The following is an 18,528-nucleotide window of genomic DNA, read 5'->3' as shown; positions in this document are numbered from 1 at the left end:
GAGAGATCATTATGTCCGCACTAAGCATTAAAGGTTTGACCAAGCACTACAGCGCAGACGATAAAGCGCTAACCAATGTCACCTTAAACGTCGAAGCGGGTGAAGTGATTGGTCTTATCGGTCCCTCTGGGGCCGGTAAATCAACACTGATCCGTTGTATTAACCGACTGACTGAGCCAACGTCTGGTGAAGTGAACTTTCAAGGTGTCAATTTGGTGGGCCTTAACCGTTCGTCACTTAAGCAGAGCCGTCGCCAAATCGGGATGATTTTTCAAGAGTACGCGCTCATTGAACGGCTGACGGTGATGGAGAATGTCCTCTCGGGCCGACTCGGTTATGTGCCTTTCTTGCGCAGTCTAATGCGCCGCTTTCCTGGAAGTGATATTCAACGTGCTTATGCGCTGCTTGACCGTGTGGGCTTGTCAGAGCACGTCAATAAACGTGCGGACGCGCTCTCTGGTGGTCAAAGGCAACGCGTTGGTATTGCGCGAGCGTTGTCACAGCAGCCTTCTTTACTGCTCATTGACGAGCCTACCGCGGCACTGGATCCAAAAACTGCAAGACAAATAATGCGCCTCATTTCAGACATCTGCCAAGAGCAGCAACTGCCTGCCATTATTAACATTCATGATGTGAATTTGGCAAAACGCTTTGTGGACAGGATTGTGGGTCTTAAAGCGGGCGAAGTGGTCTTTGATGGCACGCCCGAGCAATTGAATGAAGATCAATTGACGCGTATCTATGGCGAAGAGGACTGGTCAAGCGATGAGGCAGCACCAGAGCCTCCAACGCCTAACTTTGGGTTAGTGTTGGAGCCAGCGGTATGAGTTCTTCGGCTTCTAGCCCTGTATCCAGCTATGGGACACACTGGCGACGTCCGCCTATGATTTCGAACCCTTGGGTTCGACATGGCTTGATGGTGTTGATTGCGCTGTATCTGTATGTGGCGTTTAATTCCATCGAGATCAACATCGAGCGCATCATTGCAGGCTCTGAGCGCGGATTGAAGTTTGTGGCTGGGTTTCTTAACCCTGATTTTGGCAGTCGCTGGGACAACATAGTCAAAGGATTGATAGAAAGCCTCACCATGACACTCTGCGCAACGGTGTTCGGCATTGTTTTGTCGGTCCCATTCGCATTAGGGGCGTCCAAAAATTTGGCGCCTAAGCCAGTCTATGTAGTCTGCCGCGCCTTTATTGCCGTCGCGCGTAGTATGCAAGAGATCATCATCGCCATATTTTGTGTGGCTCTGTTTGGCTTTGGCACCTTTGCCGGGTTTGTCACGCTCACCTTCGCCACCATCGGATTTTTGGCAAAACTGTTTGCTGAAGAAATAGAGTCACTGGATCCCGCGCCATTGGCCGCAATGACAGCGACAGGAGCCAGTTGGTTACAGCGCATTAACTATGCCATACAGCCGCAGGTGATGCCGCGTCTATTAGGACTGTGTCTGTACCGATTCGATATTAACTTTCGCGAGTCAGCGGTAATTGGCATTGTGGGTGCTGGTGGTATTGGCGCAACACTGAACACCGCAATGGATCGTTACGAGTACAACACAGCAGCAGCTATATTACTTATCATCATCGCGATTGTGATGTTGGCGGAATACACGTCTACGCTGATTAGACAAAGAGTGAGATAAATGAAGTACCCAACTCAATGGAGTAAACACTCCCAGCAGCAATCGCTGTTCCAATTCACGCTGTGGTTTTTGTTTGTTGTTTTGTGTGTCTTTTGCTGGCAACAAATGAACCAAGACACATTGTGGTATTTTGTTACCGACGCGCCCAATCAAATGGCCGACATCGGCAGCAGAATGTGGCCACCGCGTTGGTCTTATCTTGATCAAATATGGGGCGCACTATGGGACACTATCAATATAGCGACAATGGGCACCGCGCTGGGTGTGGCGATTGCGTTTCCAATAGCATTTTTGGCCGCAAGAAACACCACCCCTAACCAATACATACTAAGACCCATTGCGCTGTTTATTATTGCGGCGAGTCGCTCGATTAATTCGATCATTTGGGCATTGTTGTTAGTGGCGATTTTGGGTCCTGGATTGCTGGCGGGCATCATTGCGATTGCGCTTCGCTCGATAGGTTTTGTGGCTAAGTTGTTGTATGAAGCAATCGAGGAAGTGAACCCTTTGCAAGTTAATGCGGTTAGAGCGACAGGGGCGGGTGAGATGCAGATACTAAACTACGCTGTTTGGCCTCAGGTATTGCCTAACTTCATTGGTACATCGCTGTTTCGATGGGACATCAATATCCGAGAATCGACCGTACTTGGGCTCGTTGGTGCGGGCGGCATTGGCTTAAAACTCGAAGAGTCGATGGCCGTATTGGCGTGGCCACAGGTAGCGGTTATTTGCTGCGCAATACTGGCGACTGTTGTGGTGTCAGAGTGGGTATCGGCAAGAGTTCGACACGCGTTGATATAGCGCTTAGCAAACTTTTCACAATAGCGGTAACTACAACAAAAATGCCCCATCCTAGGATGGGGCATTTTTTTTAAAGCATTGCCTTACAAGGCGTGGTTAATCGTGCGTATTGTTAGCGACGCGGCTTTCTATTTTGTGCCTTCTTCGCTTTATAGGTGGAGGCTGCTTTTGCTTGCGAGTCCAAAATAGAGTCTACGGTTAACACCATTGGCTCTCTTGGCGTCACACCTACGGCAAACGTTCGTTGCCTTGCGGGTGTTTCCATCTCTTCTGGTGTTGGCTTTGGCATGCGTTTGTAGCGAGACAGATAAAAGCGTTCTAGCTTTTCCCGTGCCCATTCCGTCTTTTTCAGATATTTAACGCTACTGGCAATGGACGGGTTCATGTGAAAACAGTTGAACCGCATTGCGGTATCCAAAATATCCCATCCGTAGTGATCCACAAGTTCAGTAATCACTTGCTCTAACCCCACACCGTGTAATGGGTTGTTTTGCTGCTCTTCGAGGCTTTTATCTTGCATGGTTAACTCAGTTTAATAACGTACAACGACCATTATAAGCCTAATTAGACAATTGCCCACGTGTTATCTTCACTCATGTTATGAACATAGACTTATGGGCAATCTATTTGAGAAAACTTGCAGCTATTTAGGCTCAGGTTGAGAGGGGTGTTTTTCTTTCGCCTGTTCGGCGGGCTTAGTCATTACAGCACTGCTATCACCATGGCTTAGCTTCACGACGCCTTTTTGTAGGAGCAAATTATTTGGATAGCTGATCACGTCACCAGTACTGTGTTTGATTAGCACATGAAACATAGTGATATTGACTATCCGACCTGTGATGTCTGCGTCTTTTTCAATCACCTGAATTTTGTCGCCAATGCGATATGGAAAAGCAAAGAAAATTAAAATACTGGCGGTTAAGTTACTCAATATCGACCATTGAGCAAACAGCGCGACCCCTAGAACCGCAAATATCGACGACAAAAACAGCGATATATCGCCAAAACCGATACCCAATAAAATGGTCAATATAGACGCAAACATCAAAAATGCAGCGATGTTAAATGACTTTAGGATAAATTGCTTTCGCGGCAAAGAAACACGCTTTTTGTCTGCCAAAGAAGAGAGCTTGTTGTGAGCGATTTTTTTGATCAGCAAGTATATACCAACCAAAATCACACCAATCAATACTTGTTTTAGCAGCTGACTTTCTAATAGTGAGTTAATCATTTTATCCATTTATACAAAGGTAAAAGTGAGTTGATATGGCCTAAATAGCAAACGTTTCAACATAGCACCAACAAAACTATTTGTTCATTAAGACAAAAATATTTTGTACAAGCAAGTTTGCCCAAATTTACAGGGGGAATGGCCATTATAGATGTGTGCTTGAATTTGGTGGGTTCAGTGTAACCTATTGTTATATGTTTTATTTTTGTTGATTTAAGACGATTGCTGCCGCAATGGCTTTACGGCGTTCTCATCAAAAAACAGAAGCTTTTTGAACGATAAAAATTTCTATCGTTAGGATAAATATCTTTTACTTTATTGTTCAAAGATTGACGGATAAATTCGCCTCAAATTAACCCGTAACCTCCATTTGGACACAATCATGCGCATCGCAATTTTATCTAGAAATGAATCTTTGTACTCAACTCGCCGCTTAAAAGAAGCCGGTGAATTAAGAGGCCACCAAGTCGATATCATCGATACATTGCACTGTTATATGGATATCACTAGCAGCAACCCCAACCTGCGCTATAACGGACAGGAATTGCCTAAATATGACGCTGTGATCCCACGGATTGGTTCTTCGATTACCTTTTATGGCACTGCGGTGGTGCGACAGTTTGAAATGATGGGAACGTTCTGCGTTAACGAGTCGATAGCCATCAGCCGCTCTCGCGACAAGTTGCGTTCGTTGCAGCTGCTCTCTCGTAAAGGGATCGGCCTGCCGCGTACAGGCTTTGCGAGCAAACCCGACAAAATCCAAGACTTGATTAAAAATGTCGGCGGCGCACCGTTGGTGATCAAGTTACTAGAAGGAACGCAAGGGATCGGTGTGGTGCTGGCCGAAACCAACAAGGCAGCAGAAAGCGTGATTGAAGCCTTTATGGGGCTAAAAGCCAACATCTTGGTGCAAGAATTTATTGCTGAGGCGGGTGGGGCCGATATTCGCTGCTTTGTGGTGGGCAACCGTGTGATTGCCGCAATGAAGCGTCAAGCGGGTGAAGGCGAGTTTCGCTCGAACTTACACCGCGGCGGCAGCGCTGAACTGGTTAAGCTGTCTAAAGAAGAGCGCTTAACGGCTGTAAATGCCGCAAAAGCGATGGGATTGAACGTTTGTGGCGTCGATATCTTGCGCTCTAATCGCGGGCCGGTAGTCATGGAAGTGAACTCTTCACCTGGTCTGGAAGGCATTGAGCTGGCAACAGAAAAAGATGTGGCGGGCGTTATTTTCGACTTTATCGAAAAAAACGCAAAACCAAACGCCACCAAAACACGAGGTAGAGGCTAATGGCAAAACCATTGGTAATTGCTGGAACTGAGGTATTGCCAGGGCAAAAACTGCAGATAGATATTCCTGTGGCTAAACTGTACACCGATACAGAGTTTTCTATTCCTGTACACGTTCAGCGAGCTCGTCGCGATGGGCCAACGGTGTTTGTGAGCGCAGCGATTCATGGTGATGAATTGAATGGCATTGAAATTATTCGCAGGCTTATCGCCTCTGAGCTAAAAGTGATCCGTGGCACGCTCATTCTTGTTCCTATGGTGAACGTGTATGGCGTGTTAAATCAAAGCCGCTACTTACCCGATCGCAGAGATCTGAATCGCTGTTTTCCAGGCTCTGGAAAAGGGTCACTAGCGGCGCGATTGGCGCACACTTTTATGAAGAACATCGTGAGTCACTGCCAGTATGGAATCGATTTGCATACTGGTGCGATCCACCGCTCCAATTTCCCTCAAATTCGAGCCGATTTGAGTGATACAGAGACACTGGAACTGGCAAGAGCCTTTGGCGTGCCGGTGCTTCTAAACTCAGTATTAAGGGATGGTTCTTTACGCGAAGCGGCAACACAAAATGACACTCGAATATTGCTGTACGAAGCTGGTGAAGCCTTGCGCTTTGATGAGTTGTCGCTGCAAGCTGGAGTTAAAGGGGTAAAGAATGTGTTGACCACGTTAGGACTGCTGACCAAAAAGCGCCTAAGCAAACGCAAGATTGACCCGTTTGTTGCCAACAAAAGTGAGTGGATCCGAGCGACCGCAAGTGGCGTGTTTAATGAGTTTGCAAAGCTTGGTGAACAGGTGGAAAAAGGGCAGATTCTGGCACAAATTAATTCCCCTTTGGGTGAGCTAATTCAGCAGGTGGTGTCTACCCGTTCGGGCATTGTGATTGGTAAGCAAAACATTCCCTTGGTTCAAGAAGGGGATGCCATGTTCCACATCGCCTATTTTGGAAAAGATGAAGATGATGTGGCTGAGCATATTGAGCGATTAAACGACACGCTCGTCGCACAGTAAGGAGAGGCGATGGATAGAATGATCATAGGTAATCTAGAGCTTTGTCAGCTGCCGGACTTAGGCATTGCTGACTTAGAAGTTCGTGTTGATACGGGGGCAAAAACCTCCTCGTTGCATGTTGACAACATTCGACGCTTTCGCATAAAGGGCAAGTTGTTTGTCGAGTTTGACCTCCATCCTGACATCTACAATTTGGATAAAACCGTGCAATGCTCGGCGCCTGTTGTGGACTCTCGGAAGATTAAGTCCTCAAACGGCGTGACAGAGCAGCGCTACGTAATACAAACCGCGTTTGCCTTGGGTGGGCAGCAGTGGCCCATAGAAATTACCCTAACTAACAGGCAGGAGATGAGTTATCTCATGCTACTTGGCAGAGAAGGCATGGGGGATCGCGTGTATGTCGATCCGAGCCGCGCATTTACGTTAGAAGACGATCCACCACAGACAATGTGAATACCTAGGGACTATTGCAATGACCGACAATATTCAACCACACGACATCGAGACTCGCCCAGAACTGCTAGCTGAAATCATCGAACTGAGCGAGACCAGTGAAGACTTGAGTTTACTGGCCAGTCGCAGCGCCGCAGATATCGCCAATGTGCTCGAATCGGTGACAGTACCCATTCGACTTGCCATTATTGAAACGATCCCGGTTAGCCAGTATTGGTCGGTCCTCAATTTATTGCAGTACGAAACGGCACGTCACATTCACGCCAGTCTGTCTGCTGAGCGAGCGAATGAGCGTCTAGCCTGTATTAGTGAATCGGATGTCATTGCCTTTGCGGATTTCTTGCCAAGTGAGTTTGTCGACGAGTTTTTGCTTACCCAAAGCTCAGAGACTGCAGCGCATATTCAGCAGGCTTTGTCATACTCCGACGATAAAGTAGGCCGTTATGCCGAGCCCTGTTTTTTGATGGCCAATGCCAAGAACAGTGTTGGCCGAATTCGAAATGAACTGCTCAAACGCATCGACAGCCCGGTGAAAGTGATCATTGTTCGCGACATGACGGGCATTGTTGGCACGGTTGATCCCAACACGCTTTTATTGCAAGACGATACCACCAAGCTTAAACACCTAGCAGTGGCGTCACCGCTGCTTGAAGATACTCACGACTTAGATGAGATAAGCAAACAGGTGTCGATTGACGGTAGCCAAGTATGGTTTCCGGTGCTGACCTCTGGAAAAGTAATGGGCGTATTGTCTATGACGACTATCGCGCTTAGCCTGCGTGAGCTTGGGTTACAAGCTGTGGTGCAAGAAAGCGGTAAGAGCGAAGAGGACTTGTTCACTCCGTTAAAAGTCGCGGCGCGTTTGCGTGGCTTGTGGCTGGTGATTAATCTGCTCACCGCGTTTGTTGCGTCGGCGGTTATTGGGATCTTTGAAGGCGTTGTCGAGCAAGTTGTTGCACTGGCGATATTAATGCCGGTGGTGGCGAGTATGGGCGGCATTGCGGGCAGCCAAACCTTGGCCGTTGCTATTCGAGGTATTGCGCTTAACCACTTGCATCAAAGCAACTTAAAAATGCTGGTGCAAAAAGAGTTAAAGATTGCGGCGATGAATGGCCTAGTGATGGGCTCGGTAATAGGCGCCATTGTGTATGCTGTTTTTGGCTCCATTGGGCTAGGGCTCATTATTGGTTGTGCCATTGCGGTAAATAGCTTGGCTGCTGCTCTATCTGGAACGTTAATCCCTTTTACTCTTAAAAAATTTAACATCGACCCTGCAGTAGCAGGCTCGGTTGTGTTAACGACGGTTACAGATGTGGTTGGTTTTCTGGTGTTTTTAAGCTTAGGCGCTGTTTTTTTGGTGTAAATTTATGTCTAATGGTCAAACCGTGCATCGCACACACTCAAAGAAAAAAGAGCATACAGTGGACGTAAGAGTATTAAGCACCTTTTTAGAAGTCGCTCGTGTCAGACATTTTGGCCGAGCGGCCGAAAACTTACACATTACCCAAGCGGCAGTGAGCGCTCGAATTAAACAGCTCGAGAGCTTTTTTGGCACCGTGCTGTTTACCCGTGACCGTAACAATATCAAGCTCACCTCGTCCGGTGAAAGGCTGATAGCGTATGCGGAAGTGATGGTGAAAACTCTGCAACAAGCAAAATATGAACTCTCTTTGGAAAGCTCCAAAGCGCTGCAACTGACCATTGCAGGTACTCCCAATATTTGGGATGCGTACCTGCAAAACTGTTTGAGTGTGGTCACCGACGCCTTTCAAGGGTACGGGTTTAATGCAGAAGTACTTAGCAGAGAGCAGATGAACCGCGGACTCATTGAGCGTACCTTGGATATGGCGTTTTCGTTTGATCCCCTAAAAGCCGACGAGCTGGAATGCAAAAAAATCGCCGATTTACCGTTAGTGTTTGTCTCGACAGAAACCCGCGACGTCGATAGCGCCCTAGAAAAAGGCTATATCTATGTCGACTGGGGAACAGCCTTTGCACAAGAGCACGCGGTTAGACACGCCCAAAGCAATGCGCCATTCCTCCGAACATCGACAGGCCGAATCGCCCTCGACTTTATGTTAGAGAAGGGCGGCAGCGCTTACTTACCCGTGTCGGTCATTAAGCCATTTATCGAGTCAGGCCAGTTGGTGCGAGTCAATCACAGTTTAGAATTAGAGCGACCTTTGTATCTCAGCTACCGTAAGAAAAGCTCGTCCATCGATGCGATCATGGAAGTTGAGAAACTGGTTCAAAGTATTGATCCGTCGACCGCGTTCTTGCTGCAACAGGCTAGTGAAATAGATCGTTAGTGGAAATTGTATTTTGTTGCGCTGTAATGTCTCTCATCGCAACTATTATCAATAGGCAAAAATACAGTTCTTGCCGATAAGGCATGTGCTAAAAAACTATCTATCGATATATTCCTATATGCGCTAATTTTGCTAATTCGCGTATCCAAACCAATCTCTTAGAGCAAGAACAATCTCATCTATAACGTCTTGGTGGGGATAGTCTAACCTGTGGTAGAGTACGTGAAGATTCGGGGAATACCTTCATCAGCTACGCGAAAGAGCGTGACGTTAACGCGATGCAATATATCCTTTCCCAACGTCCAATTAACATGGCTAAATATGACTCAGATTTCGTCACCGTAGAGTCTGTTGTATTTGATACGATTAATGGGTGTGCGTACGTTATCTGGTGATAACCCACGCTTCTCGGACTACACTCAAGTATGCTTCGATTAATCACTATGTAGTTCAATGCTTGGCTATCGTTGCCAAGCATTGCTTCCGTACTGCAAACTCTAAAAAATGCAGCATACATTAGTTGGGGAAACCAAGCAGGGTTGTTTTGTCTCCAACTTATATTGAAAGGCTCTCCACTCATTCCTCAAAAAAACTATATGTCTAAACAGTTATTACGTGCTCATCTAGGCACTGTTTATTTTTTCGTTACACGGATGCTTATATTGGTATCACAATAATAATATGGGCTTCTATATAGATGGCTGATCGAATCTATCGATATCTTTGGGTAGCTATGGCTATAGTGCTTGGTAACCAAACCATTCTCTTAAAGCAATAAGCAGTGTTTGTGTGACTTCTGGGTATGCATAATCGGTTCGATACAGCAGCATTAATGGTTGTTGCTGATCCAGCTCTTGCCAATCAAAATTGAGTGAAACGACCTCTTTTTTTAGTATCGATGGACGCGCTATGTGCTCTGGCAAGTAAGCAATCCCAAGCTTATGGCGAGCTAAATCCAACCCTAACTGAAAATCCGGTGTCCAAATCGTTTCCATTGCTATAGGTTCTTCTTTGCTGCTATCTATTGGTTTGAGGCTATTGGGTAGTATTAACGTTTGGGCCACCAGTTCTCTTGTGCCAATACAATCGACATCAGTCAATGGATGGTCTGGATGTACCACGAGCAGCATCTGTTCTTCTCCTACTCGTTTACCTCCTAGCCCTGAATGATGTTCTCCTGGTACAAAGCTCAAAACAAAATCAGTGGTTCTTTGAGTGAGTAGCGTATCGATTTCTTCGGGTAAACATTGAGACAAATCTATACCTGTTTCTGGCCATTTCACTTTAACAGCTGCGATAAGCTCAGCAATAAACTCATTAGAGACTAACTGATTAAGGCATAAAGATATTTGTGGGGGACAGCTGTTTTCCCCCTGTGAAAAAATAAAGGACTCCAGCCTAGTCTGTGCATCTATAAGTAACCTCACCTTAGGTTGCAGAGATTTTCCTCTGTCGTTAAGTACGAGCACTAAGCCGTTGCTTTGCCGATCAAATAATTCGTAGCCTAACAGCGTTTCTAACTCACCAATCCAGCGACTAACGGTTGATTTTGACTTTCCTAGCCTCGCTCCAGCTTTTTGAAAACTGTTAGTTTCAGCAGCAACAAGAAAGCAAACCAGTAATCGGGAGTCAATATAGGGGAGGTTCATCGTGGCCACCGTTTTATATTTGGAACGATTGGTATTTATTATGTTTCATATATTTCATTACTATAGTTGCATCAACAAAACATAGCAAACAAGGCCTAGGCTTATTAGGAGTAAATTATGAACATAAAGACCATTCTCGCCGTAGCAATCTCAAGTTCAATGGCTTTCTCTTCGGTAGGTTTTACTGAGGATACGGTGTCTGATGCTAGTCAGTATCCAGACAGCTCCTATTCGGACAACCTTTCAGGCTGGAAAGCAATGATCACCAACGCAAACCCTGTCGAAACCTTAGAGTCAGGTCGTTGGTTTGATGCAGCTCCAGTACCCCGCCCGTTTAAAGAGGGAAAAAATGTACCATTTAGCGACGAAATCAAGGCGCAGTTACAGGCAAACACTACCGATGCTGTTTTGGTTGTTAAAGATGGTGCCATTACGGGTGAGTATTTTCGCTACGGCTTCGATATTGACGATATTCACTTGGTTCATTCTGCAGGTAAGGCGTTCACTTCCTTTGCGATTCAACCCATTTACGATGACATTGGCGATGAGGGGCTAAATAGGAAGTTGTCAGAGTACCTCCCAAAACTGAAAGGTAAATATTTTGGAGAAGCGACACTGGCTCAAGCTTTAGATATGCAAGTGGGAATGGAGTGGAGTGAAAACTATGAAGATCCTACAACGGCCACCATGTTGTCAGGTCCAGTAGGTGGATGGGATCCTTTGGTGGAGGAATACGGACCAGAGTCATGGTATGAACGTATGTTCGACTTTCCTAAATACGACGACCATGGAAAAACATGGATTTATTCAAGCGCCTCGGTAATTTCGGCATCTTTTGCTGCCGAAGCAATAGCAGGTAAGCACTACTCTGATTTAGTGCAAGCTTCATACAATAGGTTGGGCTTTGAAGATGCTAGCTGGTACGTAACAAACCAGTTTAATGAACTATCGGCTGAAGGTGGACAAGCTCTAACAATTCGTGACGCCGCCAAGATAGGTCGCTATATGTTGGAAACTAAAGACTCAACTTATGTAAGTGATGTTTGGAATATGAATGGTGACATTAATAACCCTGCTGATGCACTTCATATGAAGAAATATCCATTCTCAAAAGGATACAAAAACTACTGGTATAAACTTAGTGATGACGTAATTTTAGCATTGGGTTCTAGCGGTCAGTTCATCTATGTGGATAAGGCGAAAAATCTAGTAATTGTGAAATTCTCAAGCTTTGTTAAGGGGCAAAGTCCTGAAGAGTTTACCGATGGGTTCGAGGTGTTACATAACATCGCTGAGCAATACTAGGAAGGTTCTTTATCGCTACTTAACGATGTGAACGTTTAACATGAAATTACCCATAAAGCCTATTCGTTTCTCGGATGGGCTTTATACTTATGTAGCCTCATCTTGCTTTCTGGTTACAATATCCAATTGAGTTGATAGAGATAACTTATACGCGCAGAGAAGTATAATAGTGGTCGTATTTCGAGCAGTGATCTAATTAAAAATAACCGCTGTTTTAGCCAAAGTACGTGTTGATATGCATCGCTTCTACAAATAGTAACTGGGTTAGGAGCATAAGCTTGTTATTTGATGTTCCCTCTACCTATAATTGCGGCCATCACTCTAATGAGATTGCAATACACAATGATTACGCTTCACACCAACTTTGGTGACATACAAATCGAACTCAACAAAGACAAAGCTCCAGTGTCTTCACGTAACTTTAAAAAGTATTGTGAAGATGGTTTCTATAACGGCACCACTTTTCACCGCGTGATAAAAGGTTTCATGATCCAAGGTGGTGGCCTGACAGAGTTGATGGACGAAAAGGAAACACGCGCTCCTATCACCAACGAAGCGAATCGCGGTTTAAAGAACACTGTCGGTACTATCGCAATGGCTCGAACTGATGCTCCGCATTCTGCAACCGCGCAGTTTTTTATCAATCTTGCTGACAATGAGTTTTTGGATCACACAGCAAAAACTAACAACGGCTGGGGTTATGCTGTGTTTGGTAAAGTGACTATTGGAATGGATGTCGTAAATAAAATTTCAGAGGTACATACGCTTTCACGGATGGGACATGATGATGTGCCAGCAGAGACGGTTATGATTGAACGAGTAACGTTAAAAGAATAAGAAGAAGGCGGTCGCTAGAACCTCAACAGAGCTCATTGTGGCTCCTTTAAAGTGTGTAGATTTGTGGGGTCTTACTACCTCTGGACTAAGCTTTGTTTAAATTTCTAAGCGGTGGGCAAATTGAAGATAATCTTTGCTAAAGAAAAGCACTAGAACAAACCATCAATTACTGGTCGACTTTACAGTTTCAATTACCCCAAATTTAGATTTTACTGATCAATCCCTAAGCCCGCTTAAGCGGGCTTTGTTGTATGTGACGCTCAAATTTTTCATGTTATGGGTGAAATAAAGCCTCGAGGTTTAAGTGCTACAAGTGAGCAAGGGATGGATTGCACTATGTTTTCTGCCGTATTGCCGATGACTAAGCCTTTTATTCCAGAGCGTGCTACGGTACCCATTACGAGTACATCCACCTGTTCGACGTTCACCAATGCCGGGATTTGTTCATCTGCGGAGCCGTGTAAATGATGAATCACCATTTTCCCCCCAATGCCTGATTGATGTATCAAAGAATCGAGAGTTGCTCGATGCTTAATCCGTGTTGTTTCGATCTGCTCATCAAGTACGTCATCTTCAATGTTTATCCAGACATGATGACGTAGGTAATTTTCCATTTCAAAGTTCCAACAAGAAACAATGTGTAAATTACTGTCGTAATTGTCTGCGATGGAATGACCTAACTGTAATAGTCGAATTGCCAATTCAACTTGTTCTGGCTCAGTCACCATGGGGTCGATCGCGACCGCAACACGGCCGTTGTGTTCTAATTGATGTGTATGCCTATTTAGCCAAACTGGGCAAGGGCATTTACGCAATAGTTTCATATCTAACGCTTTAAAGCCTTTGTTTCCAGTTTCAAGAGGTTCGGCATCTTTAACTAACAGATCGTGATCATGTTCAGTTATGGCGTGAATAATATTAATTGCAGGGTTACCACCACTTGCGATTTCAATAGATATGGGCAGTGTCGGTGCATCATAGTGGCGCATCGACTGAAGCTCCCGCACCCCTGTTTGCAACGTGTTGATCAATGATTGATGGTATGCCTCGTGATATTCCGCCATATCAGGTGGTAATGCGGGGCAAACAATCAAGCCTTTTAGTCTTGCATTGTTGCGCTCGGCAAGCTCCAAAACACGCAATATTGAGTCACGGTCTTTATCCAACCCGTGATCGACATAAAGAATATTTTTAAATTTTTGCATAATCACCTCCATTTACATAATTGTCGCCCTCAACTGAGTAATGCGCCACTTACCAGATAGGAAACCTTGTAGATTTGTTTATGCAGTATGCAAGGTGATACTCGTACAAGGTTGGCTATGGCGATAACCATTGCTAATTGTCAGCTGTGTGAATTAAGAGAGACTAAACGAGCTAGAAAGCACTTTGCTAGCCGCTAGGATGACTCAATACACTTATGAACTCTTCAATGTTAATGGCCCTAGAGTAGGAAAGGTGGTATCAAACACCCTCATAGTCAGTAGCACAAAAAAAGCTCTAACAGGCTTTACCTATTAGAGCTTTTTAGCAGTATTACGAGTTAGGCTTTTAGTGCCAAGACATAAAATCAGCTACCAACTTTTCAGTTTCTGGTCGCAAGTTCTCAATACCAGAGTATGGTGCGCCCTTTCCTAATGGAAGGTGAGGGTATTTTTCAATGGTCAATTGATGTCGCTTGATCATGTCCTGAAACGACGCCCCTGACCATAACGCCATGCCTATATGCGCGTTTTCTTCTCTCGGATCGCGATATACATTGAAAACAGGAGCGGCAGCACCTGGCATTCCTGGTGCCGGCATATGCATTTTAAACTCATCCTTAACAACGGCTGCAAGGCGGAACCCTTGATACACATAGACATAATCTCTACGTCCGTGGAATTCTCCGTTTAAAAGCAGTGGTGTCTGGTTAATGCCATCAATAACTCTATCGCGAGGGATATGATCGGTGGCCTGGCCTATAGTCGCTAGTGTCGTGAATAAATCGCTAACATGGATAATATCGCCTGCTGAACTATTCGCTTCTATTGCAGCGGGCCAGCGTACGTATGCGTCGGTACGAATGCCGCCTTCTAAAAAGTCTGTTTTACCACCACGATAAATGAGCTCACTTAAGCCTGATGGACCACCATAATGGTACATTAAACCATTATCTGCCATTAAAACTACGATGGTGTTATCGGTGATGCCAAGGTTATCCATTTCTTGTAAAAACTCACCAAACCAGGTGTCTAATAGCTGTAGCTTCTCAGCCATAAAGCCCCCATTAAGAGACTCATTGGGCGTTTGGTCATGGACGAAGTTAAGAGGATAGAGTGGCCAGTATTGAAGGTAAAATGGGTCTTCAGACTTTGACAGCTCTTGCAGTTGCTCTATAGCTTGAGCTTGGTATCTAACGTTCATTGCATGATAGTCTGCTTGTGACCAAACATGTCCAGCAGGCATCGCGACTTCTTTGGCTTTCTCGCCTTTGCGTGCTTCTAAGCCTGTGACCATACCATTGGGTCTAAACGTATCATCAATGACAAAATCGTTACTTTGAATGCTCGGTTCGAAACCAAATAAGTTATTTGCGAACGCGGCTTCTTTTGTCATTAATGAGAGTTGAACTTGTTGATGCGCAGGAAAAGCGGCGTAATCGAATCCTTGATTATGTGGGTAAGATTCTTCGATATCACCTTGGTGCCATTTTCCTACATGAGAGGTATTGTATCCGGCTTCTGAGAGTACCTCAGCAATGGTCACTTCTTCTTTAGACAGGCCTTCGCCAACCAATGTCACTTTCACTTCACTTGAACCACTGCGAATAGGGTGTCGTCCTGTCATCATCGCAGCTCGAGTAGGGGTACAGGAAGGCTCTGTATACATTCTTTCTAACGCTAATCCTTCTGTCGCAAACTGATTGATGTTTTCAGTTTTTACACCCATTACGTGGTTCATTTTTCGGTTGCCCATCTGACCATAGCTTAAGTCATCAACCAGTATGTAAACAATGTTTGGGCGTTTACCACCATTGTTATCGCGAATTTCTGCCAGTTTAGCGTCGATTTCGATGTCTTCTGCTTGCCACTTCTCACCGTGTTGACGCTCTAAAATATTGTACTGGGCGTCGTGCACAATCTCTTCTGCATAAACGGTGCTGACTGCCATCAATGTGGCCATAGTACCGACTAAGCTCCTAGCGACTACTTTTTTTCGCATATCTATACTCACTTCCATTGTTGATTAGACTTAACTTGAGAAGAAAATTAACATCAATTCATCAAACTATAGGCGCAAAACGTAGTTTTCGATATAAGGCTTCACAATAATAATGAGAAGACTAGAACACTGGGTAAAACACGGAGAAACATGTTGTTAGATGGTTTGACTGGAAAAGGCAGCAATTACTGCGCATGTTCTTTTAAACAGTTGTGCGACAACAAGTGGTAATAGAGTTTAGTAGCAAAAGTGAAGTTGTTACCTGCTCTAATGGGAGCTTCTATTTTGGGGTTGCGGCTATTCAGCATAGTTATCTGTTTGACTGCATCTGTGCACCGTAACTTTTAGGATCACTACGATCTACAAGCATTCATAACTAGTTGCGAGTTTTTGGACATTTTTGATTTGCAAAGACATAGCGAAAATATGCCTCTGAATATTGGAGATTGAAGGTTTTTTATTTTAAAGACATCAAAATGCGCCAATCCAGAATAACGGCTCTGGTTTGGCGCATGAGCTTTATCGGCGTTCGCGGTAGCTTCTGTGGCAGGCTTTACAAGTGGTTAGCCCTTCTTTAATTGCGGCGCTAGCTCCGCTTTGGTTTTGTGCTAAAACTGCAGTGTTTAACTCATTCATGCTGGCATCGAGTTTGGTTAACTGCTCTTTAAACTTGTCTGGGCTTTCCCAAATCGATGTTCTTGCCTTACTGTCTTCGGTGCTGCCTTCTGGAAAAGCAGTTTGTAGCAGCAGAGTCTGTTCAACCAACTGAGCGCTTAGCGCTGCTAGGGCAGCCCAATCAACGTCAGAGCCACGTAGTGCAGCGCCTATGGCGTCGGTATTCTCTTCAACAGTTTGAAACGCACCTTGTCTCGCTTCAATGATTTCTTTATGTGGGTTGGCTAGCGCTAGCGTTGGCAAAAGCATGCATAGTACGAGTAGCGGTTTTTTCATCACTCTGTCCTTTTGAAGTAATAACGTCCTGTTTAAGTTAATAATGTACCGAGTCCCTGTTGCGCATGCAAATAGGGTAGTGTAAATTTTTGTCAACGTCGCTTAGGGAGAACGCCATGAAAATCTGGGATTTACCGACACGCCTTTACCATTGGGGACAAGCAGTTCTGGTTGTGGCAATGATTATCACGGGGAATCTCGGCGAAGGACCACATTTTGAATTGGGTCTGCTGCTAATAACCCTGATTTTATGGCGTATAGTTTGGGGAATACTGGGGAGTGAAACCAGCCGCTTTTCTCAGTTTTTAGCCGGTCCAAAGCGCGTATTCAATTACCTATCAGGTCGAGAAGATGACTCAGTAGGGCACAACCCCGCAGGCGGATGGATGGTGCTGGCAATGATTTTGCTGCTGTTTATTCAATGCATTACCGGGATGGTGGTTGGTGGGTTGTTCGATGAGGTGAGTATTACCGCGCCGTTAATTACCGATGAAGTGTACGATTTAGCAGTGGCTACCCACGAATGGGGTTCGACCATTCTGCCTTATGTGATTGGCGTGCATCTGGCCGCCATTGCGATGTACAAGGTTAAAGGTAAACCTTTGGTTAAAGCGATGGTGACGGGACACAGCGATTTAAAAACGTCACGCCAAGTTAAACTCGAGTCGACCAAGAAAGCGTTGATTGTGTTGCTGTTCGTTGTTCCTTTTTCGGCATACTTCTTCTACATTCTTTAGTTTTAAAGACTCAATTTGGCGTCTAACAACACCTTTCTCTAAGTCGCAAATATCTCCAAATTTTACACAAGCAATGAGGAGTTCAAAAAAACTCCTCATTTCTTCGGCACAACGCCTCAATATTATAATGCAGAAGAATTTATTCTCCGTTTTTAACTATTGCTGGCTCCATTCGCACGCTGATACCACAGTGCCATAAATCGCTCAGTAATGGCTTGCTCAAGTTGGTGAGCTTCTTCAGTTGGACAAAACAAGGTAATCGAAAAGACCTGGTGAGTGAGATCCGAGGTATGAATATCGATAAACGGCTCGATGGATGTGGCTTCGATTTCGAGGCGCTTACTGATGAGGTTAGAGTATCGCGCTGCCACATCTTGAAACGGAGCGATCAGCTCGTTTATTGTCTGAGTGACAGGCTCTCTAAGCTCGAACAGGTTGACGCTATTGTCTCGATAGATTGAGAACTTGTGCATAACATATCGACGCATGAAATTTAAGCTGATCACCGAGTGAGTGAGCAACACATTGTTCATAACGGTGATTGAACGTCCGGTATAGCAATAGCCATTTTCAAAGTCGACTTCGAGCAACCTAAATTTTATCCAGTCAATTTCTGCTACTTCTCCATATTGATCGTTAATTTGAATCCAATCTCCGACGCGAAAAGGGCGGTTGGTCGCCCAAGTAAAGAACCCCAAAAAGCACTGCAATAGTTCTTTTGTCGCCACTACAAAGGCGACGGTAAACGCTGCCACCGAGATTGCGAAGTTCTGCAATTCAGACAACCACACCGCAGCAATTCCAAGCACAATGGCTAGGTTACACAGGTTTTTGGCAACGCTAATCCAGCTCTTTTGTCGCTCCTCCAATCGTCGTCTCGAACGCTTGATTGTGGCAATCCATAACTGTCTTACGATCCACACAGCAACGATAAAAGCCGCGGTGAACAAAACTTTGGGTGGGAGGTTGAACTCTGGGATTAACATTAACTTGGCTCTTTAATAATAAATCAGTTGATGAGGTGATATTAAATGGTGGGCGGATTATAGTGATTAAATTGGGTCTGTCATTGGTTATTTTAAGTTCTAAGGCAATTTATCACTGAATA

18 protein-coding genes are annotated in these 18,528 nt (G+C 45.0%); 11 read left to right on the top strand and 7 right to left on the bottom strand.

Annotated elements, in window-relative coordinates:
• The first annotated feature begins 11 nt into the window (after positions 1–11).
• From phnC to phnE (JQC93_RS06510), 3 genes are read left to right on the top strand one after another with little or no spacing between them, the layout of a single operon-like run.
• Complete coding sequence (gene phnC, locus JQC93_RS06520; protein ID WP_205157666.1) at positions 12–827, top strand: phosphonate ABC transporter ATP-binding protein; 816 nt, start codon at positions 12–14, stop codon at positions 825–827.
• Positions 824–1,645, top strand: a complete 822-nt coding sequence (gene phnE / locus JQC93_RS06515; protein WP_205157665.1) for a phosphonate ABC transporter, permease protein PhnE — start codon at positions 824–826, stop codon at positions 1,643–1,645. Before phnC ends, phnE (JQC93_RS06515) begins: the two co-directional genes overlap by 4 nt.
• Positions 1,646–2,446 (top strand): phosphonate ABC transporter, permease protein PhnE, encoded by an 801-nt coding sequence (gene phnE, locus JQC93_RS06510; protein ID WP_205157664.1) that lies wholly within the window; start codon positions 1,646–1,648, stop codon positions 2,444–2,446. It begins immediately after the preceding gene.
• A 112-nt stretch (positions 2,447–2,558) separates the two neighbouring features.
• On the opposite strand, the gene JQC93_RS06505 is transcribed toward phnE (JQC93_RS06510), so the two are convergent.
• Together JQC93_RS06505 and JQC93_RS06500 are read right to left on the bottom strand one after the other, a co-directional pair.
• A complete protein-coding gene (locus JQC93_RS06505; RefSeq protein WP_084887581.1) occupies positions 2,559–2,966 on the bottom strand; it encodes a VF530 family protein in 408 nt (135 codons plus the stop codon).
• 123 nt (positions 2,967–3,089) lie between these two features.
• Positions 3,090–3,677: a mechanosensitive ion channel family protein gene (locus tag JQC93_RS06500; RefSeq protein WP_205157663.1), complete on the bottom strand. Its 588-nt coding sequence runs from the start codon at positions 3,675–3,677 to the stop codon at positions 3,090–3,092.
• A gap of 382 nt (positions 3,678–4,059) precedes the next feature.
• On the opposite strand from JQC93_RS06500, the gene rimK reads away from it, so the two are divergent.
• Genes rimK through JQC93_RS06475 form a run of 5 tightly spaced genes read left to right on the top strand, consistent with a single transcriptional unit; the run spans position 4,060 to position 8,737 of the window.
• Positions 4,060–4,965 (top strand): 30S ribosomal protein S6--L-glutamate ligase, encoded by a 906-nt coding sequence (gene rimK / locus JQC93_RS06495; protein ID WP_084887585.1) that lies wholly within the window; start codon positions 4,060–4,062, stop codon positions 4,963–4,965.
• A complete protein-coding gene (locus tag JQC93_RS06490; protein ID WP_205157662.1) occupies positions 4,965–5,975 on the top strand; it encodes a succinylglutamate desuccinylase/aspartoacylase family protein in 1,011 nt (336 codons plus the stop codon). Before rimK ends, JQC93_RS06490 begins: the two co-directional genes overlap by 1 nt.
• Positions 5,976–5,984: 9 nt before the next feature.
• Positions 5,985–6,428: an ATP-dependent zinc protease family protein gene (locus tag JQC93_RS06485; RefSeq protein WP_205157661.1), complete on the top strand. Its 444-nt coding sequence runs from the start codon at positions 5,985–5,987 to the stop codon at positions 6,426–6,428.
• A 19-nt stretch (positions 6,429–6,447) separates the two neighbouring features.
• On the top strand, positions 6,448–7,791 hold the full coding sequence (locus JQC93_RS06480) for a magnesium transporter (protein WP_205157660.1): 1,344 nt from the start codon (positions 6,448–6,450) through the stop codon (positions 7,789–7,791).
• A 58-nt stretch (positions 7,792–7,849) separates the two neighbouring features.
• Positions 7,850–8,737 (top strand): LysR family transcriptional regulator, encoded by an 888-nt coding sequence (locus JQC93_RS06475; protein WP_328833537.1) that lies wholly within the window; start codon positions 7,850–7,852, stop codon positions 8,735–8,737.
• A gap of 737 nt (positions 8,738–9,474) precedes the next feature.
• On the opposite strand, the gene JQC93_RS06470 is transcribed toward JQC93_RS06475, so the two are convergent.
• The gene (locus JQC93_RS06470; protein WP_205157658.1) at positions 9,475–10,386 is read right to left on the bottom strand and encodes a LysR family transcriptional regulator; all 912 of its coding nucleotides are present in this window, start codon (positions 10,384–10,386) and stop codon (positions 9,475–9,477) included.
• A 117-nt stretch (positions 10,387–10,503) separates the two neighbouring features.
• Here JQC93_RS06470 and JQC93_RS06465 point away from each other — a divergent pair, with 117 nt between their 5' ends.
• Complete coding sequence (locus JQC93_RS06465; protein ID WP_205157657.1) at positions 10,504–11,691, top strand: serine hydrolase domain-containing protein; 1,188 nt, start codon at positions 10,504–10,506, stop codon at positions 11,689–11,691.
• 342 nt (positions 11,692–12,033) lie between these two features.
• Positions 12,034–12,528: a peptidylprolyl isomerase gene (locus JQC93_RS06460; RefSeq protein ID WP_205157656.1), complete on the top strand. Its 495-nt coding sequence runs from the start codon at positions 12,034–12,036 to the stop codon at positions 12,526–12,528.
• 269 nt (positions 12,529–12,797) lie between these two features.
• On the opposite strand, the gene JQC93_RS06455 is transcribed toward JQC93_RS06460, so the two are convergent.
• The 3 genes from JQC93_RS06455 to JQC93_RS06445 all read right to left on the bottom strand — a co-directional run bounded on the left by JQC93_RS06455 (position 12,798) and on the right by JQC93_RS06445 (position 16,683).
• The gene (locus tag JQC93_RS06455) at positions 12,798–13,733 is read right to left on the bottom strand and encodes a universal stress protein (protein WP_205157655.1); all 936 of its coding nucleotides are present in this window, start codon (positions 13,731–13,733) and stop codon (positions 12,798–12,800) included.
• A 346-nt stretch (positions 13,734–14,079) separates the two neighbouring features.
• Positions 14,080–15,732 carry a sulfatase-like hydrolase/transferase gene (locus tag JQC93_RS06450; RefSeq protein ID WP_205157654.1) on the bottom strand — a complete coding sequence of 551 codons (1,653 nt, stop codon included), beginning with the start codon at positions 15,730–15,732 and terminating at the stop codon, positions 14,080–14,082.
• Positions 15,733–16,251: 519 nt separating this feature from the next.
• Positions 16,252–16,683: a c-type cytochrome gene (locus JQC93_RS06445; RefSeq protein WP_205157653.1), complete on the bottom strand. Its 432-nt coding sequence runs from the start codon at positions 16,681–16,683 to the stop codon at positions 16,252–16,254.
• A gap of 116 nt (positions 16,684–16,799) precedes the next feature.
• On the opposite strand from JQC93_RS06445, the gene JQC93_RS06440 reads away from it, so the two are divergent.
• The gene (locus JQC93_RS06440) at positions 16,800–17,420 is read left to right on the top strand and encodes a cytochrome b/b6 domain-containing protein (RefSeq protein WP_205157652.1); all 621 of its coding nucleotides are present in this window, start codon (positions 16,800–16,802) and stop codon (positions 17,418–17,420) included.
• A gap of 152 nt (positions 17,421–17,572) precedes the next feature.
• Here the strand turns inward: JQC93_RS06440 and JQC93_RS06435 are convergent, their stop codons facing one another.
• Positions 17,573–18,406: a mechanosensitive ion channel family protein gene (locus tag JQC93_RS06435; protein WP_205157651.1), complete on the bottom strand. Its 834-nt coding sequence runs from the start codon at positions 18,404–18,406 to the stop codon at positions 17,573–17,575.
• Positions 18,407–18,528: the final 122 nt, after the last annotated feature.

It is taken from the genome of Vibrio ulleungensis (assembly GCF_016900875.1).
Lineage (GTDB): Bacteria > Pseudomonadota > Gammaproteobacteria > Enterobacterales > Vibrionaceae > Vibrio > Vibrio ulleungensis.
The sequence above is the reverse complement of the archived record's forward strand: the minus strand, read 5'-3'. Positions and strand labels throughout refer to the sequence as shown.